The 21,844-nt window shown below is 71.5% G+C and carries 26 protein-coding genes; 11 read left to right on the forward strand and 15 right to left on the reverse strand.

Annotated elements, in window-relative coordinates; all coding sequences use genetic code 11:
* The first annotated feature begins 86 nt into the window (after positions 1 to 86).
* Entirely contained in the window at positions 87 to 437 is a 351-nt protein-coding gene (locus tag NE234_RS29320; protein WP_252783919.1) for a hypothetical protein, read from the forward strand.
* 121 nt (positions 438 to 558) lie between these two features.
* Here NE234_RS29320 and NE234_RS29325 read toward each other — a convergent pair whose 3' ends face one another.
* Entirely contained in the window at positions 559 to 930 is a 372-nt protein-coding gene (locus NE234_RS29325; protein ID WP_252783920.1) for a hypothetical protein, read from the reverse strand.
* 408 nt (positions 931 to 1,338) lie between these two features.
* Between NE234_RS29325 and NE234_RS29330 the strand changes: the two genes are divergently transcribed.
* Positions 1,339 to 1,917 carry an RNA polymerase sigma factor gene (locus NE234_RS29330; RefSeq protein WP_252783921.1) on the forward strand — a complete coding sequence of 193 codons (579 nt, stop codon included), beginning with the start codon at positions 1,339 to 1,341 and terminating at the stop codon, positions 1,915 to 1,917.
* Complete coding sequence (locus tag NE234_RS29335) at positions 1,917 to 3,011, forward strand: hypothetical protein (protein ID WP_252783922.1); 1,095 nt, start codon at positions 1,917 to 1,919, stop codon at positions 3,009 to 3,011. The genes NE234_RS29330 and NE234_RS29335 overlap by 1 nt, the downstream gene beginning before the upstream one ends.
* A 90-nt stretch (positions 3,012 to 3,101) precedes the next feature.
* Here the strand turns inward: NE234_RS29335 and NE234_RS29340 are convergent, their stop codons facing one another.
* The 5 genes from NE234_RS29340 to NE234_RS29360 form a co-directional block, all read right to left on the reverse strand.
* Entirely contained in the window at positions 3,102 to 3,512 is a 411-nt protein-coding gene (locus NE234_RS29340) for a GlcG/HbpS family heme-binding protein (RefSeq protein ID WP_252783923.1), read from the reverse strand.
* A gap of 35 nt (positions 3,513 to 3,547) precedes the next feature.
* Positions 3,548 to 3,910 carry a hypothetical protein gene (locus NE234_RS29345; RefSeq protein WP_252783924.1) on the reverse strand — a complete coding sequence of 121 codons (363 nt, stop codon included), beginning with the start codon at positions 3,908 to 3,910 and terminating at the stop codon, positions 3,548 to 3,550.
* Positions 3,911 to 4,036: 126 nt separating this feature from the next.
* Positions 4,037 to 4,513, reverse strand: a complete 477-nt coding sequence (locus NE234_RS29350; protein WP_252783925.1) for an SRPBCC family protein — start codon at positions 4,511 to 4,513, stop codon at positions 4,037 to 4,039.
* Positions 4,514 to 4,786: 273 nt separating this feature from the next.
* The gene (locus NE234_RS29355; RefSeq protein ID WP_252783926.1) at positions 4,787 to 5,320 is read right to left on the reverse strand and encodes a UTRA domain-containing protein; all 534 of its coding nucleotides are present in this window, start codon (positions 5,318 to 5,320) and stop codon (positions 4,787 to 4,789) included.
* A 149-nt stretch (positions 5,321 to 5,469) separates the two neighbouring features.
* Positions 5,470 to 6,696 carry an MFS transporter gene (locus NE234_RS29360; RefSeq protein ID WP_252783927.1) on the reverse strand — a complete coding sequence of 409 codons (1,227 nt, stop codon included), beginning with the start codon at positions 6,694 to 6,696 and terminating at the stop codon, positions 5,470 to 5,472.
* 141 nt (positions 6,697 to 6,837) lie between these two features.
* Between NE234_RS29360 and NE234_RS29365 the strand changes: the two genes are divergently transcribed.
* Together NE234_RS29365 and NE234_RS29370 are read left to right on the forward strand one after the other, a co-directional pair.
* A complete protein-coding gene (locus tag NE234_RS29365) occupies positions 6,838 to 7,416 on the forward strand; it encodes a GNAT family N-acetyltransferase (RefSeq protein ID WP_252783928.1) in 579 nt (192 codons plus the stop codon).
* Between the two features lie 24 nt (positions 7,417 to 7,440).
* Positions 7,441 to 7,719: an Rrf2 family transcriptional regulator gene (locus NE234_RS29370; RefSeq protein ID WP_252783929.1), complete on the forward strand. Its 279-nt coding sequence runs from the start codon at positions 7,441 to 7,443 to the stop codon at positions 7,717 to 7,719.
* Positions 7,720 to 7,737: 18 nt separating this feature from the next.
* On the opposite strand, the gene NE234_RS29375 is transcribed toward NE234_RS29370, so the two are convergent.
* The gene (locus tag NE234_RS29375) at positions 7,738 to 8,487 is read right to left on the reverse strand and encodes an SDR family NAD(P)-dependent oxidoreductase (protein WP_252783930.1); all 750 of its coding nucleotides are present in this window, start codon (positions 8,485 to 8,487) and stop codon (positions 7,738 to 7,740) included.
* Between the two features lie 112 nt (positions 8,488 to 8,599).
* Between NE234_RS29375 and NE234_RS29380 the strand changes: the two genes are divergently transcribed.
* Positions 8,600 to 9,226, forward strand: a complete 627-nt coding sequence (locus NE234_RS29380; protein WP_252783931.1) for a TetR family transcriptional regulator — start codon at positions 8,600 to 8,602, stop codon at positions 9,224 to 9,226.
* Between the two features lie 55 nt (positions 9,227 to 9,281).
* Positions 9,282 to 9,764, forward strand: coding sequence for a hypothetical protein (locus NE234_RS29385; RefSeq protein ID WP_252783932.1), 483 nt, complete (start codon positions 9,282 to 9,284; stop codon positions 9,762 to 9,764).
* Here the strand turns inward: NE234_RS29385 and NE234_RS29390 are convergent, their stop codons facing one another.
* Complete coding sequence (locus NE234_RS29390; RefSeq protein ID WP_252783933.1) at positions 9,765 to 10,115, reverse strand: VOC family protein; 351 nt, start codon at positions 10,113 to 10,115, stop codon at positions 9,765 to 9,767.
* A gap of 139 nt (positions 10,116 to 10,254) precedes the next feature.
* Here NE234_RS29390 and NE234_RS29395 point away from each other — a divergent pair, with 139 nt between their 5' ends.
* Together NE234_RS29395 and NE234_RS29400 are read left to right on the forward strand one after the other, a co-directional pair.
* Positions 10,255 to 10,764 (forward strand): FBP domain-containing protein, encoded by a 510-nt coding sequence (locus tag NE234_RS29395; protein WP_252783934.1) that lies wholly within the window; start codon positions 10,255 to 10,257, stop codon positions 10,762 to 10,764.
* Positions 10,765 to 11,098: 334 nt separating this feature from the next.
* Positions 11,099 to 11,809: a choice-of-anchor P family protein gene (locus tag NE234_RS29400; RefSeq protein WP_252783935.1), complete on the forward strand. Its 711-nt coding sequence runs from the start codon at positions 11,099 to 11,101 to the stop codon at positions 11,807 to 11,809.
* Between the two features lie 78 nt (positions 11,810 to 11,887).
* On the opposite strand, the gene NE234_RS29405 is transcribed toward NE234_RS29400, so the two are convergent.
* The 3 genes from NE234_RS29405 to NE234_RS29415 are packed head-to-tail and all read right to left on the reverse strand — an operon-like array spanning position 11,888 to position 16,733.
* The gene (locus tag NE234_RS29405; protein WP_454923403.1) at positions 11,888 to 12,253 is read right to left on the reverse strand and encodes a signal peptidase I; all 366 of its coding nucleotides are present in this window, start codon (positions 12,251 to 12,253) and stop codon (positions 11,888 to 11,890) included.
* Positions 12,254 to 12,282: 29 nt separating this feature from the next.
* Complete coding sequence (locus tag NE234_RS29410; RefSeq protein WP_252783937.1) at positions 12,283 to 14,967, reverse strand: hypothetical protein; 2,685 nt, start codon at positions 14,965 to 14,967, stop codon at positions 12,283 to 12,285.
* The gene (locus tag NE234_RS29415) at positions 14,964 to 16,733 is read right to left on the reverse strand and encodes an HSP90 family protein (RefSeq protein WP_252783938.1); all 1,770 of its coding nucleotides are present in this window, start codon (positions 16,731 to 16,733) and stop codon (positions 14,964 to 14,966) included. The genes NE234_RS29410 and NE234_RS29415 overlap by 4 nt, the downstream gene beginning before the upstream one ends.
* Positions 16,734 to 16,885: 152 nt before the next feature.
* Between NE234_RS29415 and NE234_RS29420 the strand changes: the two genes are divergently transcribed.
* Positions 16,886 to 17,074: a hypothetical protein gene (locus NE234_RS29420; RefSeq protein ID WP_252783939.1), complete on the forward strand. Its 189-nt coding sequence runs from the start codon at positions 16,886 to 16,888 to the stop codon at positions 17,072 to 17,074.
* A gap of 41 nt (positions 17,075 to 17,115) precedes the next feature.
* On the opposite strand, the gene NE234_RS29425 is transcribed toward NE234_RS29420, so the two are convergent.
* The gene (locus NE234_RS29425; protein ID WP_252783940.1) at positions 17,116 to 18,069 is read right to left on the reverse strand and encodes an SDR family oxidoreductase; all 954 of its coding nucleotides are present in this window, start codon (positions 18,067 to 18,069) and stop codon (positions 17,116 to 17,118) included.
* Positions 18,070 to 18,190: 121 nt separating this feature from the next.
* On the opposite strand from NE234_RS29425, the gene NE234_RS29430 reads away from it, so the two are divergent.
* Positions 18,191 to 18,781: a TetR family transcriptional regulator gene (locus NE234_RS29430; protein WP_252783941.1), complete on the forward strand. Its 591-nt coding sequence runs from the start codon at positions 18,191 to 18,193 to the stop codon at positions 18,779 to 18,781.
* A gap of 370 nt (positions 18,782 to 19,151) precedes the next feature.
* Here the strand turns inward: NE234_RS29430 and NE234_RS29435 are convergent, their stop codons facing one another.
* From NE234_RS29435 to NE234_RS29445, 3 genes are all read right to left on the reverse strand, one after another.
* Positions 19,152 to 19,493 carry a MerR family transcriptional regulator gene (locus NE234_RS29435; RefSeq protein WP_252783942.1) on the reverse strand — a complete coding sequence of 114 codons (342 nt, stop codon included), beginning with the start codon at positions 19,491 to 19,493 and terminating at the stop codon, positions 19,152 to 19,154.
* A 69-nt stretch (positions 19,494 to 19,562) separates the two neighbouring features.
* The gene (locus NE234_RS29440) at positions 19,563 to 19,997 is read right to left on the reverse strand and encodes an Hsp20/alpha crystallin family protein (RefSeq protein WP_252783943.1); all 435 of its coding nucleotides are present in this window, start codon (positions 19,995 to 19,997) and stop codon (positions 19,563 to 19,565) included.
* Between the two features lie 712 nt (positions 19,998 to 20,709).
* The gene (locus NE234_RS29445) at positions 20,710 to 21,633 is read right to left on the reverse strand and encodes an alpha/beta hydrolase (protein WP_252783944.1); all 924 of its coding nucleotides are present in this window, start codon (positions 21,631 to 21,633) and stop codon (positions 20,710 to 20,712) included.
* Between the last annotated feature and the right edge of the window lie 211 nt (positions 21,634 to 21,844).

A 21,844-nucleotide genomic window follows, 5' to 3' on the forward strand; every position in this document is an offset into this window, starting at 1 on the left:
GCCCGGTCAGGAGAGTGGCTCACGTGTCTCGGGCGGGAGCACGGACCGTCGATCCAACGACCGACCGTGCTGCCATGCTGAGCGGCATGGACGACCTTGCACTGCTCCGCCGCGAGTTCGACGCGGAGGATGGCTCGTTCTTGCTTCAGCTCCGATGCGACCTCCATTGGGACAAGGAGGCGTTCAGCCGGCTTGAGCAAGCGATGCGTCGGGTCTGCGCCCGGCAAGAGGGGCGCGATCGACTCGAACGATGGCTGGTCGAGGGCTACTGGTATCTGGCGGATTTCGTACCCGCCCACACCGGCCACCCCGACTTCCCCCGCCCCGAACCGCCGGAATACTACGAAGCCGCTCTTGAGCGCCTCCACGACTTGCAGACCTGGTTCGTCTCCGGATGCTCGCCCTACATCCCGGAGCACGTCTGGCCGGATCTCTGAACCCGCGCCCCGGGTCATCCCTTCGCCGGCGTCCCGGCGTGGTCGCTCGCTGCCGAGACTTTTGGTGGCTCTCACCACCGAAAGTCTCGGCGCTCGGCTTCCTCGATAGCGACCGTCGGCGCTACCACCCGCCTTCGGCGGTGCATCCGCTGTGGGACCCGACGAACCCGCAGGCACGGAGGTGCCAGAGGATCCCCAGTCCGGACTCGTCCTTGGTGTTCACCGAGGTCGCACCCGCCGGAATCGTGGCGCCCCAGAACTGGTAGGTCTTGAAGCCGTCATCGCTCCATTCGAGCTTGACGACGTCGCCTGGCGAGCCGCCGACGATTTGCGCGTGCCACTCGATGGCGTCCCCGTACATCCACAGTTTCACCGTCCGGCCTTGCACGGTGGTCTGGTGGTCGACGGCCCAGCTGGTCGCCTGGGCGGTGCCGGCGGATGCCACGGACCCGCCGAGGGCCAGAACCGCACCCGAGCCCAGAGCAACGGCCATCTGACCGATTCGCGAACGGAGGGCGTTTGCTAAGACGAATTTCCTTGGATTCATAGCGCGAACGTACGTCGATTGCGCTGAACCCTGTCGCCAATGCGCGCACGGCGTCTCGCCATTTCATGCCCGGCCAGGGCATGGTAGCGAGGGCAGGGCGCAGACCGGTGAGCCATGGCAGGGCGGCCGCTCCGGTACGTCCTTCGAGCGTGCGGCGCGGGCGCCGGTCCCTCCGGTGGTGCCGCCGATCTCGTGGTCGACCGGGTCGACCGGCCGTCGTTCCCCGCAGGCGGTCCTACCGCTGAGTTCCCGAGTACGTGGTGCTCCGAGAGCATGGCGCTGACCAGCGCTGAACGGTTTGCCGCACCCGGTGGCAATCACTGGTTGTACGGCAATCCGGACGCGAGGAGGGTCATGTCATCTGATCCGGATGATGCGGAGTTGATCGCCCGGTCACTCGACGGCGATCAGGACGCCTTCGTCGAGGTCGTCCGGCGCCACGAGGCGGCGGTGGGCGCCTACCTCGCGCGACGAGTCGGCCGGGACTCGGCCGAGGACCTGCTCGGCGAGGTATGGGTGGCGGCGTTCAAGTCCCGGGCCAAGTACGACCGCGCGTTCTCGGACGCCCGCCCGTGGCTGATCGGCGTCGCGCACAACACGATCCGGCGGCACTGGCGGTCCCGTCCGGCCGAGGAGCCGGTGGCGGACATGAGCATCGTGGCGTCCGGGTGGGACCCGTGGGCGGCCGTGGACAGCCGCGTCGACGGAGAGTCGGTGCTGCGACGTGCCTTGGCGCTGCTCGGACCGCAACAGCGGGAGATCGTGACTCTGGTCGCCTGGGAGGACCTGACCGTCGCCGAGGCGGGCCGGGTGCTCGGCATGCCGTCGGGAACGGCGCGCCGTCGCCTGCACGAGGCGCGTATGGCGCTGCGGAACGCGCCGGGGATGGTCGAGCTGCTGACCGACCACAACGCGATGAAGGGGGCGAGCTGATGGTTGACGAGATGGACCTGCTGAGGCGCCTGGAGGGCACCGAGCAGGTGCGGCCGGCCGCCTTCGACAAGGCGAGGTCCGCGCTGCGGGCGGCAATGGTCGCTGAAGAGGTATCGGAGATCAAGGGCATGACGGAGGTCGGGAACGTGACGGAGATCAAGGCTGCTTCGCACCGGCGGGCTCGGTGGGGCAAGGGTCGTACGGTGGGCTTCGGAGCCGTCGGGCTCGCCGCGGCCGCGGCGGTCGCGCTGGTCGTCACGTCCACGTCGGGGTCGGCGTCGGGCCACAACACCTCGGCGAGCGGGAGCCCCTCGACGGCCGCGGCGGCGTCGGAGGGAAACCCGATCCTGGCCAAGCTGGCCGCGAACAACATGCCGCTGTCGACCAAGCTGCCGGGCGACGCGACGCTGGAGATCCGCAACCAGTCGCCCACCAGCGAGGCGGTGGGCGGGAACGGCATCGACATCTACACGGACGACGGCACGTACCACTGGGCGGTCGACAAGCGTGTCCTGGCGAAGGTGGCGGGCCAGAATCAGGACGACGGTGAGGGTGCGTACAAGCGCGACATCGCGGCGGCGCTGTACGCCGTGAAGGGCGACATCAACACCGCGCGCGCACGGATGGCCGTCGCCCACCTCATCCCGGGCAAGAAGGTGGATGACGGCACCAAGACCGCGAACGAGAAGCTCAAGGCCATTGCCAAGGAGAAGGGCAAGAAGTTCGTGCCCTTGAAGCCGCTGACCCCCATCCAGAAGAAGGATCAGACCGACAACCGCATCTGGATGAACGCGATCGGCGCCCTGGTCGCGGCGCCGCAGAACCCCCAGGTACGGGCCGGGGTGCTCAAGATCATGGCGTCGATGCCGAACGTCAAGGTCGTGAAGTCCAGCACCGCCGGCCGGCCCACGCTCACGCTGTCGGACACCTGGCCCCACCTCGACGACTCGAAGCTCGTCGAGTCGCTGGTCATCAACGCCGACACCGGCGCTCCCGTCGCCCTGTTCAACCGGGAGCCGGGCCAGCCGCTGAACGTGACGTACTACCACGTCCGCCGGGTGAGCCTCTCCGACCTCAAGGCCGGCAAGTTCTAACCGGTACGCGAGATCGTGCGGGCCGTCCGGTCACCGGACGGCCCGCACGTCCGTACAACGGTCGAAGAAGGTGCCGGCCGTCCACCCGCATCACTTCTGGCCGGCCGTGGAACGGCTCTCCTGCCACCGCCGCACCGCCGTCTGCACGGCCTCTTCGTCTTCACGGGCACGAGCGCCGGATGCGCCCGCGGCACCGAGGATCACCCCACCGTCGGTGATCAGAACACCACCCGCGAAGGGGACGAAGTCGCCGCCGTACAGGTGCTGAATGCTGTCGACGATCGGCCCGGGCAGGTCGACCGAACCGGAGGACTTCAGCGCGAGAAGCGTGGTGCGCGCCTTGGCGACGGCGATACGGCTGGTCATCGGCATGCCGCCATCGCTCCGCCGCAGCACGATCGCCTCTCCCGCGACGTCGACGACGGCCACCGCCAGCGGCGGAAAGCCTCGCTCCGTACCGACCGCCAGCGCGGCTTGCACCAACCAGTCCGCGTCGGCCAACGTGAGCCCGGGAAGGCGCGGAGTATCAGACATGATCATGAAGCTATTCGCGACGGCACCCAGCGGTCAAAGCGGTCGACACTCCACGTACGGCGACCGTGGACGTCGCACGGCCTCGACCGACGTGGTGGCAGGCCGAGGCTCACAGGCAGGATCCGCGCCCACTCCTCCGGCGGCCAGACGCAGACGGTCTCGACCAGCCCGACGCTCCACGGCACAGCGAGGATCAGGCCGAGCAACCGGCCGAGGATGACGTAAGGATCGATCCCTTTCGCGTCCAGCGCGTCCATGCCTGCGCCGATGGTCGCCGGTCCGGTCGGCACGCCATCCCCTTCGTCGAGCAGCCGAAGCGCCGCCTCCCGGTCGGGCGCACGGAAGTAGTCGAACAGCACGCCCACGCGATCCGCTCCCATCGAGGTCTCAGGGGACCACCATCGCGCGGATCGTACCGATGACCACCGTCGAAAAACCGTCATGACCGGGCCGTCGCGCGGTGCCGTGAGGGGTCATGCCGGTCGACGACATCACCTGCCGGAGGCGAGTTCGGCCAGATGGCGCAGGGAGTTGGTGAGGTGGTCTGGGCCGAACGGCGGGAACTGGAAGTGTTCGCGGATGGCCTGCGGCACCGCCGACCAGTCGTACGTGAGCGTGACCTCGGTCTCGGACGGGCCGAGCGGCGCGAGGTCGTAACGCCAGATCCAGCCGCCGAACTCCAGGTGACCGTCGCCGTTCTCCTGTCCCGGCAGCCAGCCGATGGCGCGCGGCGCGTCGAGCACCTGGACCTTGTTGGCCATCCGGTAGTCACCGTCCGGGTGGTTGGGGTGATACATGTCCATCCGGAAGACCTGTCCCACCTCGCTCAGCGGCGCCCGGTCGACGGCCTCCCGCACCCAGCCGGTGCCGTCGATCACGGAATGGGTCGTCGGGTCCGCCAGCACCGCGAACACCCTTGCGGCGGGCACGGCGACGGTCAAGGTGGCGCTCACGTTCTCCTGGTCCACGGGGGTGCACGCTCCTCGTCATCTCATCTCGGATCTCCCGCACGCACGGGAGGGACGTTCCACGATGTAGACCACGCGGAGAGGCAAAAGTCATCGGTCGCGTGTTCGGAACCCGCACCGCTGTCCCCAGCGGCGAGTTACAGGGAGCCGCTCAGCGCCGAGACTTTTGGTTGTCCTGACAGCAAGAATCCTCGGCGCCCGCGCCCACTGCGGCGGCGCCGGGGCGGACCGAAAGGAACCGGCGATGCCGACCGGGGGCGGTCCTGGCGGTCGTCAGAGCGCGTAGACGTCGGCCGGTTCCCGGGACTCGCCGGGGCGGGCCAGGTCGACGACCAGGACAGGGCGCTCCTGCGTGTCGGCGACCGTCGCGAGGATCGCCAGGACGGGTACGTTCCTCGCGAGGCCCAGCGCCTTGGCCTCCGCGCCGGTGGGTCGCCGGGCGATGAGGTGCTCGGCGACGCTGCCGAACCGCCGTCCGGCCGCCGACTCGATGAGCCGCCGGATGCTCGCCGACACCGGCGCCTGGACGTCCAGGCCGGTGGCGCGAGCGAGGTCGGGGTCCAGCCAGAGGCTGATGAACTCCCACGGCATCTCGTCCTGCACGACCACCCGTTGGCGGAGGACCAGCGGTGCGCCTTCGGCGACTCCGAGCAGCCTCGCGGTCTCGGTACGGGCCGGCCGTTGCTCGACGTAGGTGACCTCTCCCGGTTCGTCGGCTTCGGCGCGGTCCAGCAGCGTACGGATCGGTCGTGCCCACATCGGTTCGCCCAGCGGAGGCTTCGGCGGCGTGTGGTTTGGCTCTCCCATGGCGCCCACCCAACCACGCGACAGGAAGGCCCGGCACCGGCCGTACGGTCCCCGCGACCGTGAAGATCGGTCTCCGGCGGGGTTCGTACGCGGACCGCCACGGGCTGACCAGGACGACGAGGAGCCGATGGTCGGCGCCGAGTGAGGGGTCAGGTGGTCGCAGTGGCTTCGAGGTACGCGGGTCGAGCGGGTCGGTGGCGTTGCGCCCGGCGGACGGCGAGCGGCGCCGCCAGGCCGGTGAGGGTGAACAGCGCTCCCACGACGTACCATCCGGGGCGGCCCCAGGCGATGCAGAGCGAGATGAGCAGGCTCGGCCCGAGGGCTTCGGCGAGGCCGGCTCCCAGGCCGAAGACGCCCAGGTACTGCCCGGTGGCGTGGTCGGGGGCGAGGGCGAAGGACACCTCGAAACCGCCGGCGGAGTGCCACAGCTCGCCCACCGTGTGGATCACCACGGCGGCGATGAGCAGCGTCACGGCCGGCCACGGCGGGACGCCGGCGGCGAGCGAGATGAGTACGCAGGACACGAGGAAGGCCACGCCGGATCGGCGGTAGGCGTCGCCCCCGGCCGCCGGGGAGTCGATGGCGCGGCTGGCCCGTACCTGGAACGCGATGACGATGACGGTGTTGGTCAGCATCGTGCCCGAGATGAGCCAGCGCGGTGCCGCCGTGGCCTGGACGAGCCAGAGCGGGATGGCCACCGTGAGCACCTTGAACTGGATGGCCATGATGCCGTCGAGAGCGGTGATCAGCAGGTAGGGCCGGTCCCGCAGGGCGATCCAGCGGGGGCCGTCGTCGGCGGGCCCGGGCGTGACGGGCGGTAGGAGGACCAGGATCGCCGCGGAGGCCACGAAGGAGATCGCGTTACCGGCGATGAGGAGCCGGTACGCGGTGTCGGTGCCCGCTTGGACGGCCCAGCCCGCGAAGAGGGCTCCGAGGGAGACGCCGATGTTGGTCACGGCACGGAGATAGGCGCGGAACCGTTGGGGCCGGTCTCCTCCGTGACACCTGATGAGCGGGCTGCGTGCGGCCTGTCCGGCGGCATGCGCCCCGGTCGCCGCGCAGACCGCGAGAACGAACGGCCAGAAGCCGTCCGCCAGGAGGAAACCGGCCGTCGCCAGGCCCCGGACGATGAGCGTGGCCGCGTAGACGCTTCGTGCTCCGTGCCTGTCGGCGAGATGGCCGACCGCGACGCCGGCGGCGAGCGAGACGAAGCCCGCGATACCGAGTCCGAGGCCCACCTCGGTTGCCGGGAGGTGGGCCGCCTGGGTGAAGTACAGCACCCCGGCGGTCAGGTAGATGCCGCTGCCGATGGTGTTGACGAAGTTCGAGGCGGCGATGACGCGCTGTGGTCCGGTCGGTGGCACCAGGTGGGGCATGGCGTGGCTCCGCGTCTCGAGCGGCGGTACGGACGCGCCCAGCTTGTTGCAATTAGCTTGCAATAGCAATACCTGTGCGACGGTTGATCTCTCAGGTCGACCGGGCGGCCGAGCCCTCTCCTGACGGCTACGGTGCAGTTTGTGATCGATGACGACGAAGCCGAGACCGGTGGGGGCAGGGTGACCCTCCGCCCGCTCGCCGACCGTGACCAGGACGAGTTCCTCGAACTGGTGGCCGCGAGCAGGGAGCTGCACCGCCCGTGGATGAAGCTGCCCGCGACCGCGCAGGAGTTCCAGGCGTATGCCGCCCGCTTTGCGAAGACCGACGATGAGTCGCTGCTGATCTGCGTGCGCGGCACCGGGGCCATCGCCGGCCTGGTCAACATCAACAGCATCATCCGGGGACGCTTCCAGAACGGCTCGCTGTCGTACGCCGCCTTCGCCCCGACGGCAGGGCAGGGTTACATGACCGAAGGTCTGAACCTCGTCGTGCGTCACGCCTTCGAGGGCTTGCGGCTCCATCGGCTGGAGGCCCAGATCCAGCCCGACAACCACGCCTCCATCGGTCTGATCCGGCGAGTCGGCTTCCGGTACGAGGGCTGCTCGCCCGAACTCCTGTTCATCGACGGCGCCTGGCGGGATCACGAACGCTGGGCCCTCACCACCGCGATGATCGACGGCGTTTCCGCGGAACCCCATCCCACCCTGCCGGCACGCTGAGGCGCGCCCCGCGGGGCCGGGCTGGTGCGGTCGCGGCCGGGCGTGCACGGAGGCTGGGAGCTGGCGGCCGACGCCCGGGACATCACGCTCGCGCAGGTCTGGCGGCTCCTCCAGGGTGACGACCCGGTGCTCGGACTGCACGGGCCCGACCCGGACTGTGCGGTCGGCCGTAACGTCCAGGAGTCACTGACCCGTCTCGACCGGGCGGTCGCCGACGCCGTCGCGGCAGAGCTGCAGCGGTTCACCGTGCACGACGTCGTGACGGGAGCGGTTGCGGCGCCGCCGAAGCCGCGCCGCATCTGAACCCTCGCCGGCCGGTGCTCAGCGACCGGGTGGGCGTACGAAGATGAGGCTGCCCGAGATGTGCTCTGCCGCTTCACTGCACAGGAAGACGGTCAGCGGCACCAGGTCCTCCGGCTGCCCGATGCGCCTGCCCGGGTACTGCGCGGCGACACGGGCGAGGTGCTCCTCGGTGACGATCTTCTCCATGCCCGGCGTGACGGTCAGGCCGGGGGCGAGGGCGGTGGTGCGGATGCCGTCGTCGGCGAGCTCCTGGTGGACGACGTTGGCCAGGACGTTCACCGCGGCCTTGGAGCCGCCGTAGGCGGCCCCGCCGGGAGCGGTCTGCACGCTCACGGCGCTGGAGAGGTAGATGATGCGGCCTCCGCCGCCCCGGATCATCAGCGGCGCGAAGTGCTTCGTCGTCAGGACGCTGCCGATGAGGTTCGAGCCGAGGACCTCTTCGAAGAGGGACGCCTCGGCCTCCAGGATCGGCTGGCGGGGCGGCATCCAGCCGGCGTTGTTGATCAAAGCGTCGACCCGGCCCCACGCGCGGTCGACCTCGGCGGCTGCCTCGCGTACGGCGGCCTCGTCGCGCACGTCGGCCTCGAGGGCCAGGGCGGGCGGCGCGTCGGGCAGCGTTCCGATCTCGTCGACGACCGCCTGCGCCCGCTTACGGTCCCGCGCGAGCACCGCCACCCGGGCGCCCTCGGCCGCCAGGCCGAGGGCCAGCACGCGCCCGATCCCCTGCGCGGCCCCGGTCACGACCGCGACCTTATTCGTGATGTCCACATTCATCGCTGTGGCCTCCCATCCATATCCAACTCCAACGATGGAGTTGTGATTGCGACCCTAAGCCGTTCGACGGCTAACCGCAACGTTGCCGTTGGAATAGAGTGGGGTCATGGCCTGGGACACGGAGGGGACCCGCCGCCGGCTGAAGGAGGCGGCGACGGTGGAGTTCGCCCAGTACGGGCCGGACGGCACGACCATGACGCGCATCGCCGAGCGGGCCGGCATCAACAAGGAACGGCTCTACAAGTACTTCGGCGACAAGGAGTCGCTGTTCGAGTCGGTGCTCCGCGACGAGCTGGAGAAGCTCGCCGCCGCCGTGACGCCACCGGCCGACGGCCTGAAGGACATCGGGGAGTTCGCCGGGCGTACGTTCGACTACCACGCCGCCCATCCCGAGCTGGCGCGCCTGCTCCTGTGGGAGGGGCTGGCCGGCGGCCCCCCGGCCGACGAGGCGAACCGCACCGAGCACTACCGGCGCAAGGTCCGGGCCTTCACGGCCGCGCAGCGCGACGGCGCTCTCACTGACGACCTCGACCCCGCCTACCTCGCCTTCCTGGTCATCGGACTGGCCGCCTGGTGGCACGCCGCGCCGCAACTCACCCGCATGCTGTCCGGGCTCGACCCGGACGACCCGGACGAGCGCGCCCGCCGTCGCGCGTTCGTCGTACGCGCCGCGGAGCGGCTCGCCCTGCCGTCCCGCGAGGCCGACCAGAGCCGAGACCCCGCGCAGGACTGAGACTCCGCGCAGAGGCGGATGACGCAAGGGATCTTCTTGCCGCACTATGGCGGCCATGACGTGGTATGCGACAGTCCTGCCGCTCGCGGGGGTGGTTCTCGGCTCGGCCGGCACCCTGGTCGGTCAGTACCTCACCACGCGCGTGGACGCTCGCCGGGAGCGCCGCGCGCAGGCGACGGCCGAGCGGGCCGAGCGCAAGGAGGCGATCCTGGGCTTCCTGTCCGCGGCGCAGAGCGTGGAGTTGTTCCTCGACCGTCGCGACGTCATCGGCTCCCAGGAGGACGACGACGAGGCTAGGGACCAACTCCACGCCCTCTGGCTCACCAAGAAGACCTGCGAGCTCGTGTGCTCCGACCGAACCGCCCAGGCCGCCCACGACTACACCCTCGCCCTGCACGCTCTCCTTCGCGCCGGGTCGCCTACGGAGGGAGTGGCGGGCAAGCGTGAACATCGGCACGCGTTCATGGAGGAGGCGAGGAGGGAACTCGGCGTCAACGGCGATCGTCTACGCCGCGAACTACCGCCGCCGACCCGATGATCACGGGCCGGAGGTCCCGGTCGGACACCAGACGGCCAGCTCACAGCCTCCCGGCTCGCGGAAGTGGAAGCGCCGGCCGCCCGGGAAGCCGAACGGCTCGACGGTGACGACCCCGCCCGCGGCCTCGACGGCCCGCCGCGCGGCGTCGAGATCGCCGGTGCGGATGGTCACCAGGGGTGCGCCCGGTCGCTCGGCCGGGTCCGCCTGGAAGCCCAGGGTGACGCCTCCGCCCTGCACGTCGACGTAGTCGGGACCGTACGAGGTGCTCCTCCAGCCGAACGCCTCCTCGAAGAACCGGCCGGAAGCGGATGCGGACTCGGAGGGGAACTCGACGAAGTCAACCGTGCTCATGCGGCCGAACGGTACGCCTCGTCACCGACAAGCCGTACGCTCCCGACCGCCGGTCTGGCGGGGTCTTTCGCAGGTCAGGCGCCGGTGAACCGGTTAAATGAGGCGACAGATGTCGATTCTGGACACTACGGTACGGCGCATGAGACCGATCGGGGAGAAAGAGATCCGGGGCTCCTTCGTCAACTGCTCCAAGGGCGAGGCACGCAAGATGCACCTGCCTCGGGGGCTGGCCGACCTGCCCTGGGACGACCTGGACTACCTGGGCTGGCGAGATCCGGGAGCGCCGGACCGCGGCTACCTGGTGGCGGAACGCGGCGACGCGCTGATCGGGGTCTCGCTGCGCGTCTCGGCCGAGGTTCGCCGGAGCCTGGCGAAGACGACGGTCTGTTCCCTTTGCCTGACGTCCCACGCGGGGTCGGGGGTCTCCCTCTTCGTCGCGCGACGGGCAGGCGCCGCCGGGCGCGACGGCAACACGGTGGGCACCTACATCTGCGGCGACCTGGCCTGCCCGCTGTACGTGCGCGGCAAGAATAAGAACCCCCTCGCCACGCGGTTCACCGAGTCGCTCACCCTCGAGGAGCAGGTGGGCCGGATGCGCGAGAACCTCGACGCCTTCCTGGACCAGGTCGTCGAGGAACGGACGTCCTGAGGCGTACGGTCGCCGAAAAACTTCTTCGGAAGCGTGCAACCCCGGTGCCACTTCATGCGTATTGGCGGGCGGAAGGCACCTGTTCCGGAAGAGGGTGACGTCGATGGCGAGGTCGCCGCAGAGCCGGCCGGCCCACCGGGTCCGGCCGGTGTGCGCGTACGCCGGCCGGCCGTGCCGCGCGATCTCCACGCCGCGTACTGCCTCGGCCTCTTCCGGCGGTGTCCTCCATCTGCCCGGCCGCCCGCTCGAAACCGCGCCTGACGCGGAGCGGCCGCGCGTCCGAACCGACTCCGCGCCCGCTCGCGGAGAGCTTCCCCGAAGGAGTGGACCCCCTGTGCGCTTGACGCGTCTTTCCGCCTCCGCGGCCATCGCCGCCGCGCTGGCCGCGCCCCTGGCCCTGGCCGGTACGGCCTCGGCCACCACCGGAACCGGCTCCGCCTACGGCCTGGCCGCCAGTGGCCTGGTCGCCATCCCCGCCACCCCGGCCGCCACGGCCACCGCCGACAAGAGCCTGCTGCACCTGCCGGCCAACCCCCTCATCGACGTCAAGGCCCTGCACGTCACCGCGAAACCCGCGTACGGGCGGGCGAGCGTCACCGACCTGCACGTCGCCAAGGCCGCCCTCACCGCGCACCTGGTCACCGCCACCTGCCACGACGGCACCGGCGTCAGCCGCCTCGCGGGCGCGAGCCTCGCCGGGCACCGCCTCGCCGCCGTCGCCGCGCCGAACAGCGCCATCCGCATCCCCGTCCAGGGACTCGGCACCGCCTCCGTCACCCTCAACAAACAGACCCGCAACGCCGACGGCAGCCTGACCGTCACCGCCATCGAGGCCGTGCTCCCGCTGGGCCCCGGCCGTACCCAGACCCTCAGCGTCTCCTCCGCCACCTGCTCCGGGGGCAGTGGCCAGAAGCCGCCCACCCAGCCGCCGGGGAGTCCACAGCCGACCCCCACCCCGACCGCGACCGGCACCCCGGTTCCCGCGCCGCCCGGCGAGGCGCCCAAGCCCACCCCCGTCACCGGCGACCTCCCCGTCACCGGCTGATCGTGTGAGACGGACCCTCGTGAGGAGACCAGTGCACGGGCCTCCTCACGAGGGCCCTCCGAAGACGGAGCCGGCGGGTTACGCGGTGGGGACGGCGTAGCCGGGGATGGACGGCCAGCGGACGGTCATGACGACCGACTCCTCCTCGGCGTACCAGGAGTGGTCGACGCCGTGCCCCCACACCACGTAGTCGCCCTGCTCGCTCAGGACGACGTCGCGGCCGGGGAACTCCAGGTGGAACCGGCCGCTGATCAGCACGAGCAGGGCGGTGCGCTTCTCCTCCGTCGCCCACTGCGCCCGCCGGTCGCCGCGCGGGTGAACGCCCCACTTGATCTCGACGTCCTCGCTGTGCCGGATGTCGCCGACCGGCTTGAAATGACCGAGGAGCCAGCCCCGGTCACCGGCCGCGTCGGCGGCGGCCTTTCCGACGTACACGTTCTCCACCACGAGCGGCGACGCTAGCAGGCACTTCTTCAGGAACCCGCGTCGGCGGGGCCCGACCGCGCGGCGATCAGATCGGCGCGCAGCCTGGCCGCGGCCTCGGCGGGATCCTTCTGGTCCAGGTCGGCGAACGCCGCGGCCGCGCGCTCGGCACCGGCGATCGCCTCGTCGAACCGCTCCAGGGCGCCGAGGATCCGCGCCTCGTCGAAGTCGACGAGGGCCGTCTCCCAGGCCAGGGCGGCGGGTTCGTCACCGGGCAGGTTCGCGAGCGCGGCCCGCGCGCCGGCCATGGCGGTCAGGCCGTCCTCGGCGCTGCCGCTCCACATCACGCACAGCGCCCGGCGCCGCAGCGCCTGGACGGTCCCGTACGGGTCGCCGGCCGCGGTCGACGCCTCGGCGGCCGCGGCGAAGCGTTCGGCGGCGGTGGCGTCCTTGTCGAGCCGGCTCAGCAGGTCGCCCGCCTGGACGAGCAGGCGCGCGGCGGCGGACGGCTGGTCGGCGCGCTCGTCCTCGGCGAGACGGGTGAAGGTCTCGGCGGCGGCGTCGACCTCGCCGAGGTCGCGCTGGGCGTTGGCGAGCAGGTAACGGGTCCGGCGCGCGGCGTCGGCGTCACCGTGCGCCGTGAAGAGCGGCAGCGCCTCCTCGGCGGTCTCGGCCGCTTCGAGGTACCGGCCGGTCTCCAGGTAGGCGACGCACAGGTCCTGGCGCGCGTACGCGGCCTGGTGGTGGGAGCCCTCGGCGGTGAAGCCCGCGACGGCCTCGACCAGGTCCTCGGCGGCCCGGGCGGCGTCCCCGCGGCCCAGCAGGTGACCGCCGCGGACGGCGTACGCGGCGGCGCGGAGCCCGGCCATGTCGACCGGGGCGTTCGTGATGGCCTCGGTGAGCAGCGCGTCCGCCTCCGCGGCCTCCTCCTCCGCCTCGCTCGCGGCCAGCCGCCGGCCGAGCAGGAAGGCGGCCTCGGCGAGGACCGCCCGCTGGCCGCTCTCGCGGAAGCCGCCGACCGCCCGCCGCAGTACGGGCGTGAGCTCCGCCTCGCGGCCGGCCGCTCCCAGGACGCGGGCGCGGATCATCTCCTGGTCGCCGAGGTCGTCGGGCTCGGTGGGCGCGGGCTCCGCGTCGAGCAAGGCGAGCGCGTCGTCGGTGCGGCCGGCCTCGCCGTACGCGGCGGCCAGCCGCCCACGGGCCGCGAGCACCCGCCGGGGGTCCGCGCCGTGGGAGTTCAGCCAGGCGTACGTGGACTCCAGCAACGGAAGTCCCGCCTCGGCCTGCCCGGCCTGGCAGAGCACGGACGCGTACCGGCTGGTCGCCGACCGGGCGCTCTCCTCGTCGCCGCCCTGCGCGTACAGCTCGGCGGACCGCCGCCACAGCTCGATCGCGCCCTGCGGGTCCCCGGTGAGGAGGCGTTCGAGGCCCTCGCCGTCGACCCGCCGCCCCCGCTGGACGGCAGAGAGGTCGCCCGCGACCGCGTCGACGCGCCGCCAGGCGGCCAGCGCCGCGGCGAACTCCCGTCGCCTCCAGTGCTCTTCGGCGAGGTCGAACAGCCGGTCGACGTCGTCGACGCCGCCGAAGTCCTCCTGCGGAGCCGGTGCCGGGGACGGCGCCGGGGCGCGGCGCGCGTACGGGGTCAGCGGCAGGTGGTCGACGAGCGGCTCGGCGTCGAGCAGGTCCCGTACGAGGCGGCCCTGCTCCGGCGTGCCGTTGCGGGCGTCGAAGCGCGCGGCGAGGTCCAGGGCCTCCCTGGTCAGCTCCGCCCGCAGGTCGGCCGCCAGCACCTCGGCGGCGGGTCGATCGCCGTGCGCGGGCCGCCGTACGCTCACGTCACCGTGGCCGATCTCGGCGAGCCGCCGCAGCAGGAGCGCGCCCGCCGCGGCGAACCGCATGCCGTCGTACGGCGTCGGGGCGCGGTCCAGCCAGCCGAGGTGGCGTTCGAGCAGCTCCAGGCCGCGGGCCTCGTTCCCGGTACGGGCGCAGAACTCCAGGTGCACGGCGATGCCCCACAGCTCCGACAGCCGGTCCCGCTGCGCGCGGTACGCGCGCCGGTGCGCGTCGACGGCGGCGTCGAGGCGGCCCGTACGGAGATAGATGGGGAGGAGCTCGGTGAGGATCGTCTGGGGCTGTTCGTCACAGCCGAGCTCGCCGCGCAGCAGCGGCTCGGCGAGCGCCATCGCGTCCTCGTCCCGGCCGCGCGCTCCCAGGTAGGCGACCTTGCTGCTGGGGTCGCAGCCCTCGCAGTCCGACAGCCGGGTGCGCGGAGCCGCGTGCCACCGGGTGTACCACTCCTCGGCCGCCTCCGCGCCGTGGATGTGCTGGGTGACGACGGCCCGGCACATGTAGACCGGCTGCAGGCCCTCACCGGCGAGCCGGTACCGGCGCTCCATGTCGTCCAGGACCGCCAGCGTACGGACGAGGGGGATCTCGGGGAATCTCGTCAGCCCGGTCACGGTCCCCTTGAAACCCCAGAACAGGCGGTGCTCCTCGCCGAGCTCGGGGTTCCGGTCGTAGTCGCTCAGGCAGCGCACGAACACCGCGAACGCCTTGGCGCGCTCACCGCTCTGGCTGTACTCGTTCCGCAGGTAATGGCGGATCCGGTACGCGAGGCGCTCGTCGGCGGCCGCCTCCGCCAGCCGCAGCGCCTCCTCGACCATGATCGTCCGCGCCTGGCCGTACGGCAGCTCGCCCGCACGGCCCAACACTTCATACGCCTGCTCGACACTCATCGGTCCTCCGGGGCGGGGTCGTGGACGGCCCAGTCGAGCAGGCCGAGGAAGGAACGGTTCAGCACGGCGGTGTCGGCGGCCCGCAGCGGGTGGTGGCCGAGCAGGAGCGCCTGGCCGTACAGTGCCTGAACCGCCAGCTCGATCAACCCGGCTTCGGACAGCGCGGTGATGCGCCGGGCGAGGGGGTTGCGGTGGTTGAGGACGAGCTGCGGGCGGTCGCTCACGGCTGCCATGCCCTCCAGCGCGCCGAGCACGTCGGACCACAGAGCGTCGGCGGACTCGCGTGCCTCACGCAGCTCGGCCTGGTGCCGGGCGGCCCGGCTGGTCAGGTACAGCGCGGGCAGTGAGGCCGGGTCGAAGTCGCGGACGACGACCTCGCAGCCGAGCGAGTCGACGGCCCGCTGCGCGGCGGCCAGGAAGGGCCGCAGCGCCAGCTCGGTCTCCGGATCGAGCACGCCGAAGTGCGAGGTCAGCTCGGAGGGGTCCAGCGGCCGCAGCACGGCGTCCGGGTCGATGGCCGGGAGCCGTTCGATGATGTCGGTGTCGTAGACGTAGCCGCCGTTGACCAGCGCGACACCCTGCGCGCCGGACACGGCCGCCAGGCGCCGGAACTCGTCCACGTCCGCGGTGTAGCGCCCGTCCCGGTGCCGGGTGCGGAACTCCGCCAGGGTCATCGGTCCGTCGGACGTCTCGAACTCCAGCCACCGGTCGACGATCCGCAGCATGTCGTCGTCGCGCAGGGCCATCGCCTTGACACCGAGGTGGTGCAGGCGCAGGAAGGCGCGCAGCCGGGCCGGGTCGGTCTCCGACAGCCGTACGAGCCACTGCCGCACCTGCCGGCCCAGCGCGTCCCGGGCGGCGTCGAGCAGCTCGTCCTCGTACAGCGCCTCGCGTCCCGCCGTCGGGCGCAGCTCCCCGGCGTCCACCACGCAGCGCACGAAGAACGCCCAGTCGGGCAGCAGCCCCTCCACGCCCTCGGCCAGCAGCATCCGCTTCAGGTAGACGCGGTGCGCGCCCCGCGAGGACGGGGTCACCGGCTGCGGGAGGACGAACGCGACCCCGGTCAGCCCCGCCTCGGGTACATCCAGGTCGATGACGTCGAACGGCGCGAATCCGAACAGCCGCCGGCAGTACTCCTCCAGCGCCACGCGGCGGCGGCCCGGATCGGGGTACGCCGCCCGCCACGGCGGACCGTCCGCGGTGATCCGCCGCCCGTCGACCGTCAGCTCGACCGGCAGCAGCTCGCCGTACGTCGCGGCGAGCTCGGTGACGGTCGCGGGCGTGAGCCAGTCGCCCGCGCCGTGCCGGGGCCGCAGGCTCACGGTGGTGCCCGGCTCGTCACGCGTGCCAGGCTCGACCCGGTAGCGGCCGTCGGCGAAGCCGGTCCACCGTACGGCGTCCCCGCCGCGAGCGGAACGGGTCACCACGGTGATCTCGTCCGCGACCAGGAACGCCGACAGCAGGCCGATCCCGAACTGGCCGAGGAAGTCGTGCCGGGCCAGGCCCAGCTCGTCGCGCTTGGACGACCGGCCGATCGTCGCCAGCAGCTCGTGGACCTCCGCCTCGGTCAGGCCGATCCCGTCATCGTGCACGCGAAGCTCGGCCCCGGTCTCGATCCGGATCCGTCCCGGTCCGTCGCCGCGTGCGGTGATCGCGTCGACCCCGTTCTGCAGCAGCTCCCGCAGATAGACGCGGGGACTGGAGTACAGGTGCCTGCTCAGCAGGTCGACGACGCCGCGCAGATCGACTTGGAACGCCTGGTCCACCCCGGTGACCTCTCATCGGTCGGCATTGCTGCCGATCACCCTAACGGCGACCTATCGGACACGCTTTCCAATATCGAGAGACGGCGGAGATGAGCTCCGTGTCGGGCCTCTGGCGGCGGGTAGGGGTGCCCTGACCAGGGAGGAGGCCGAGAATGACAGAGCAGCACGGCCCCGGGGGTGCCGAGCGCGGTGCCGCCGAAGAGGCCACCGGAACACCGCTCACGCCGACGGAGGAGGAGGCCGAGCAGCATCCGGCCGGGGACGCGCCCGGCGAGGAGGACCGGTCACCGGGCGGCGGCACCGCCCGGCCGGAGGATCTCAGCCCCGACGACTTCGAGTAAGCCCGAAGGGTTGGAAGTGTCCGCTATTGCGGGTATGTGCGTCAGCCGTGGATGTGGTGGGGGGCCCAGATCCGCTCGGCGCGGGCGCTGGCCTGCGGGGTGAAGTAGTCGCCGGTCGCGAGGTCCTCGAGCAGCGTGGGGTGCTGCGGGCTCCAGCCGACGAGTGCTTGGGTGTGGGCGCTGGAGACGGGGACGTCGAGGGAGAAGAACGTGGCCAGGAACGGGTTGCCGAGGTGTTCGGCGGCCTGTTCGAGGGTCAGTGACCCGGTGGGGATCTCGAGGGTGCGCGCGATCTGCTGCGCGATGGCTCTGATCGTGACGGCGCTCTCGCCCGCGCCGTGCAGCACGCTGCCGGCGGGGGCGTTCTCGAGCGCGAGCCGGAACAGGCGGGCGGCGTCGAGGCGGTGGACGGCGGGCCAGCGGTTGGCGCCGTCGCCGATGTAGGCCGAGACGCCCGCCCGGCGTGCGGCCGCGATCAGGGCCGGGATGAACCCGTAGTCGCCCGGGCCGTGCACGGTCGGGGCCAGGCGTACGACGCTGGCGCGGACGCCGTGGTCGGCGAAGGCCAGGCAGGTCCGCTCACCGGGGATGCGGAAGGCGGCGACCGAGTCGGGGTCCGGGGCGTCGTGCTCGGTGCTCAGGCGGCCGGGCTCGACCACCAGAGTGCCTGAGGTGCTCACGAACGGCTTGCCCGATCCGGCCAGTGCCTGGCCGAGCGCGTCGATCGCGGCGCAGTCGCGGCGGATGAGCTCGTCCGTGTCGGCGAAGTTCCCGCCGAAGGCCAGGTGGACGACGCCGTCGGCGGCCGCCGCGCCGTCGCGCAGGCTCGCGAGGTCATCCAGGGAGCCGTAGTGCGGTGTGGCGCCGAGTGCGGTGAGCCGGGCGGCGGCGGCCTCGGAGCGGGCGAGGCCGGTGACGGTGTGGCCGGCCGCGATGAGCTCGGCGACGACGGCGGGGCCGGTCTGGCCGGAGCCGCCCGTAAGGAAGACATGCATGGAGAACTCCCGTTTAGTGCCACCCACTGGCGCTACTTAGCGCCAGTGAGTGACTCTAAGGTAGCGCCACTCACTGGCGCAACCGGTGCAGGCGACGGATCCGGCGCGCTAAGCTCGCAAGGTGCCACGCAGCGGTGAGGACGCACGTCGCCGCCTTCAGCAGGCGGCTCTGGAGCTGTACAGCGAGCGCGGATTCGAGGAGACCACCGCGGCGCAGATCGCCGCGCGAGCCGGGCTCAACCCACGCACGTTCTTCCGGCACTACCCGGACAAACGCGAGGTGCTCTTCGACGGCGAAGCCGACCTGCGCGCCGCGCTGGTGCGGGAGGTGATCGAGGCGCCCGAGGACCTGGCGCCGTTCGAGGTGCTGCTCGGCGCGTTCCGCACGGCCGCCCGGATCCTCGAGGACAACCGCCCGTTCTCCGAACCGCGCCTGCAGATCATCGCCGCGACCCCGGCCCTGCGCGAACGCGAACTGGCCAAGCACGCCTCGATCATCGAGGCCCTGGCACAAGCGCTGCGCCGGCGCGGCCAGAACGACCGGCTGGCGGCCCTGGCCGCCCAAACCGGCTGGGCGACCTTCCAGGCGGCGGCCGACGCGTGGATCGAGGACCCGTCGCAAAGCCTGCAGGCACACCTGGACCAAGCCTTCGACGACCTGCACACCCTGTCCGCGGCCACCCGACCGCGCGTCACGTGCCCTGAGAACTGACCCGGCCCCACCGAGTGCCCGGGGCGGACAGCCGGAGGCGGTGAGCAGCCGGGGGATGGGTGTGGGTCCAGCCGCTCGGTGCACGGGAGGCGGTGAGCAGCCGGGGGATGGGTGTGGGTCCAGCCGCTCGGTGCACGGGAGGCGGTGAGCAGCCGGGGGATGGGTGTGGGTCCAGCCGCTCGGTGCACGGGAGGCGGTGAGCGGCGGGTGGGTCCAGCCGCTCTCTGCTGTGAAACCCGATCGGCCAGTCGGTCCGCGTCCGCTGACCCGTGAGGCCCGCTCTCACCTGCGGCTCGGCTCGCCACCCCCGTAGTCGCCGTCATTCCCACCAGGCCGGAGCCGATGCGCGAGCCGGCCGGTGGGACCGGGGTCAGGCGATGGCCTCCGGCTCGTCCGTGCCGGCCTCGAGGGCGGCGATGCGGAGACGCGCCGCCTCGATCTGCCGCCGCAGGTGGCGGACCTCCTGCTCGAGCTCGAGGACCCGGCGGATCGCCGCCAGGGTCATCCCCTCGTCGGCGAGGCGGACGACGTACTGCACGCGGTCGATCTCCCGCCTGGAGTAGCGGCGCTGGCCGCCCGGGGAGCGCTGGGGACGGACGACACCGTACTCGTCGAGCCGCCGAAGGAACGCCTGCTGGACGTCGAGCATCCCCGCGACCTGCCCGACCGAGTACAGCGGCGCGTGCTCATCGTCGATGGGCAGTGATCCCATGGCGCTCCTCCCCTGGACGACGAAGGGGTGGGCGCCGTGACGCGCCCACCCCGCCGGCGATCGGCCCGATCAGCGGACGATCGCCTTCTGCTCCGACCTCTGTACCTCGATCTTGCGCGGCTTGGCCTGCTCCAGCACGGGGATGCGGACCGCGAGCACGCCGTTGTTGTACGCGGCGTCGATGCGCTCGGCGTCCAGGTGCTCGGAGAGATAGACCCGTCGGGTGAAGGTGCCCATGGGACGCTCCCGGACGAAGACCCGGTCGTCCTCGGCGAACTCCTCTTCGCGCTTGGCGCTGATCGTGAGGACCCCGCGGTCGACCGTGACCTCGATCGAGTCCGGGTCGGCGCCGGGCACGTCGAACCGGAGCACCACGTCGTCCTTGCGCCGGATGCCGTCCATCGGCATGACCACGCCGCCGGACTGTCCGAGGGTCTGCCGGGTGAGCCGGTCGAACTGCCGCTCGAACTCCTGCACGAATGGGTCGATCGACGTCAGCAGCATCGCGAACCACCTCCGAAGATCTGTACGTACGTTGTGCCGCCGACTGGCGGAAACCTCCAACTCGACTTCTATGTTCCCTCTCATCCGGCCAAGAACAACTCACGCTCAGGACAGATCTCGCTAACCGCGTTCCCGCAGCTCGTCGGCTCCGCTTGAGTTCGATTCATGCAGGCCGGGCCTCGTTCGTCGGCACCGGAGGCAGCGGACGCCAACGGAACCTGAGCCGGCCACCCTCAATCGAGCACACAGGTGGGCGGCCTGCTCCTCAACGCTCGGGGGCACGCGCGGAGGCTCCGCTCAAAGGGACGGGGGTGCCCCCGCGTTCGGGGGCGTCTCCTCTCAGTGGAATCTGTCTCCTCTCGGTAGACGGCGCAGAACGTGATGCCCCCAGGGGGACGCTGGAGGTGCCCCGCAGGCTGCACCGGGGATCACCGGCGACCCGATCACTCACACCGCGAGCGTGTTGGCGGCCGTCGTACGGTGCGGGGCGCGCCGGGTGAGCACGGCGAGGACTCGGCGGATCGTCGCGGCCCTCGAAGTTCGGCCGGCTCGGCGGCCGTCAGGATGATGCCGGACGCCGGAAGGATGACGTGCACGGTCTTGCCGTGCTCGGTGTAGGTCGCCACCAGGCGAGTACGGTCGGCGCGAAGGTGCTGCTGGCCCGTCCGGCGACGGCACGGACCGGAGCTGCGAATCGACTCCGGCCGCAACCTCAGCCGATGAGGGTTTCTGCCGGGTCTGCGGTGCTGGAGAGGTGCTGGGAGAGGAATATGGACGCTCGCTGCAGGGCGGCGTCCGCCTCGTCGAGGATGGGGGCGACGGCTTGGAAGACGTGGTGGACGCCGGGAGTGATGTCGAGGGTGATCGCCACGTTGTCGGTCGCGGCGCGTCCGGCGAGTCTGACGGCGTCGTCGAGCAGGCACTCGTGTGAGCCGGCCTGGATGAGCAATGGCGGGAAGCCGTCGAAGTCGCCGAAGAGTGGGCTGACGAGCGGGTCGGTGCGGGGTTGGTCGCCTGCGTACTCTCGGGCGCGCAGCTCAAGCGCTGCGCGGTAGATGACGGGATCGATATCGGCCTTGGTGTCGATGCTCGCGCCGGAGAGGGTGAGGTCCACCCACGGGGACATCACGAACGCGGCGGCGGGCATCGCTAGGCCCCGTTGTTTGGCGGCCAGGAGCGTAGCGAGGGCGAGTCCTCCGCCGGCAGACTCTCCCGCGACGGCCAACCGGGTTGGTGCGTAGGCGTCGAGTGCGGCCTGGTAGGCGTCGAGTCCGTCGGTGAGTGCTGCTGGGAACGGGTTTTCCGGTGCGAGACGGTAGTCCACGGACAGGACCGTGACGTCGTTGCGGGCGGAGATCTGGCCTGGCAGTCCGATGGTCTCGGCCGCGGTTCCGATCGCGTACCCGCCGCCGTGGAAGTACAGGACGGCCGGCCGGCCTGGCTTCGCCTGTCCGATGGAGATGCGAACGGCCGGCGTGTCGCCGAGTTGGATGTTGTCGGCGACGAGATCGGCCGGGCGCGGACGTGAAGCCATCAACTGCGCGAACAGCGCTCGCTGCTCGACCGCCTCGCCACCGACATCGAGGGGTGAGTCTCGCAGCGTCTGAGCGATGGCTTCGGCTTGTTCTCTGCTCATGAGCGTTCTTTCTGATTGGAGTGGTCGTAGGGTTGGCTGGCTCCGGCCGGGATCGAGTCGGTCGGCGACGCGGTGCGGTTGGCTGTCAGGTCGGTGGTGGCATCAGAGGCGCGCACAGTTGGGATCGCGATAGATGTCCAGTCGACTGCGCAGCAGCTCGACCGCAGTAACGACATGACCGCGCACGACGCCGCGGGCGGCAAGTTCGAGC

The organism is Actinoallomurus rhizosphaericola (assembly GCF_024055675.1).
Classification (GTDB): Bacteria; Actinomycetota; Actinomycetes; order Streptosporangiales; family Streptosporangiaceae; genus Actinoallomurus; species Actinoallomurus soli.

Bases quoted from the DNA above. Each gene is read 5' to 3' on its own strand.
- NE234_RS29320 (WP_252783919.1), top strand. From the start codon at position 87: ATGGACGACCTTGCACTGCTCCGCCGCGAGTTCGACGCGGAGGATGGC.
- NE234_RS29325 (WP_252783920.1), bottom strand. From the start codon at position 930: ATGGCCGTTGCTCTGGGCTCGGGTGCGGTTCTGGCCCTCGGCGGGTCC.
- NE234_RS29330 (WP_252783921.1), top strand. From the start codon at position 1,339: ATGTCATCTGATCCGGATGATGCGGAGTTGATCGCCCGGTCACTCGAC.
- NE234_RS29335 (WP_252783922.1), top strand. From the start codon at position 1,917: ATGGTTGACGAGATGGACCTGCTGAGGCGCCTGGAGGGCACCGAGCAG.
- NE234_RS29355 (WP_252783926.1), bottom strand. From the start codon at position 5,320: ATGGGAGAGCCAAACCACACGCCGCCGAAGCCTCCGCTGGGCGAACCG.
- NE234_RS29360 (WP_252783927.1), bottom strand. From the start codon at position 6,696: ATGCCCCACCTGGTGCCACCGACCGGACCACAGCGCGTCATCGCCGCC.
- NE234_RS29380 (WP_252783931.1), top strand. From the start codon at position 8,600: ATGGCCTGGGACACGGAGGGGACCCGCCGCCGGCTGAAGGAGGCGGCG.
- NE234_RS29385 (WP_252783932.1), top strand. From the start codon at position 9,282: ATGACGTGGTATGCGACAGTCCTGCCGCTCGCGGGGGTGGTTCTCGGC.
- NE234_RS29390 (WP_252783933.1), bottom strand. From the start codon at position 10,115: ATGAGCACGGTTGACTTCGTCGAGTTCCCCTCCGAGTCCGCATCCGCT.
- NE234_RS29395 (WP_252783934.1), top strand. From the start codon at position 10,255: ATGAGACCGATCGGGGAGAAAGAGATCCGGGGCTCCTTCGTCAACTGC.
- NE234_RS29410 (WP_252783937.1), bottom strand. From the start codon at position 14,967: ATGAGTGTCGAGCAGGCGTATGAAGTGTTGGGCCGTGCGGGCGAGCTG.
- NE234_RS29420 (WP_252783939.1), top strand. From the start codon at position 16,886: ATGACAGAGCAGCACGGCCCCGGGGGTGCCGAGCGCGGTGCCGCCGAA.
- NE234_RS29425 (WP_252783940.1), bottom strand. From the start codon at position 18,069: ATGCATGTCTTCCTTACGGGCGGCTCCGGCCAGACCGGCCCCGCCGTC.
- NE234_RS29435 (WP_252783942.1), bottom strand. From the start codon at position 19,493: ATGGGATCACTGCCCATCGACGATGAGCACGCGCCGCTGTACTCGGTC.
- NE234_RS29440 (WP_252783943.1), bottom strand. From the start codon at position 19,997: ATGCTGCTGACGTCGATCGACCCATTCGTGCAGGAGTTCGAGCGGCAG.
- NE234_RS29445 (WP_252783944.1), bottom strand. From the start codon at position 21,633: ATGAGCAGAGAACAAGCCGAAGCCATCGCTCAGACGCTGCGAGACTCA.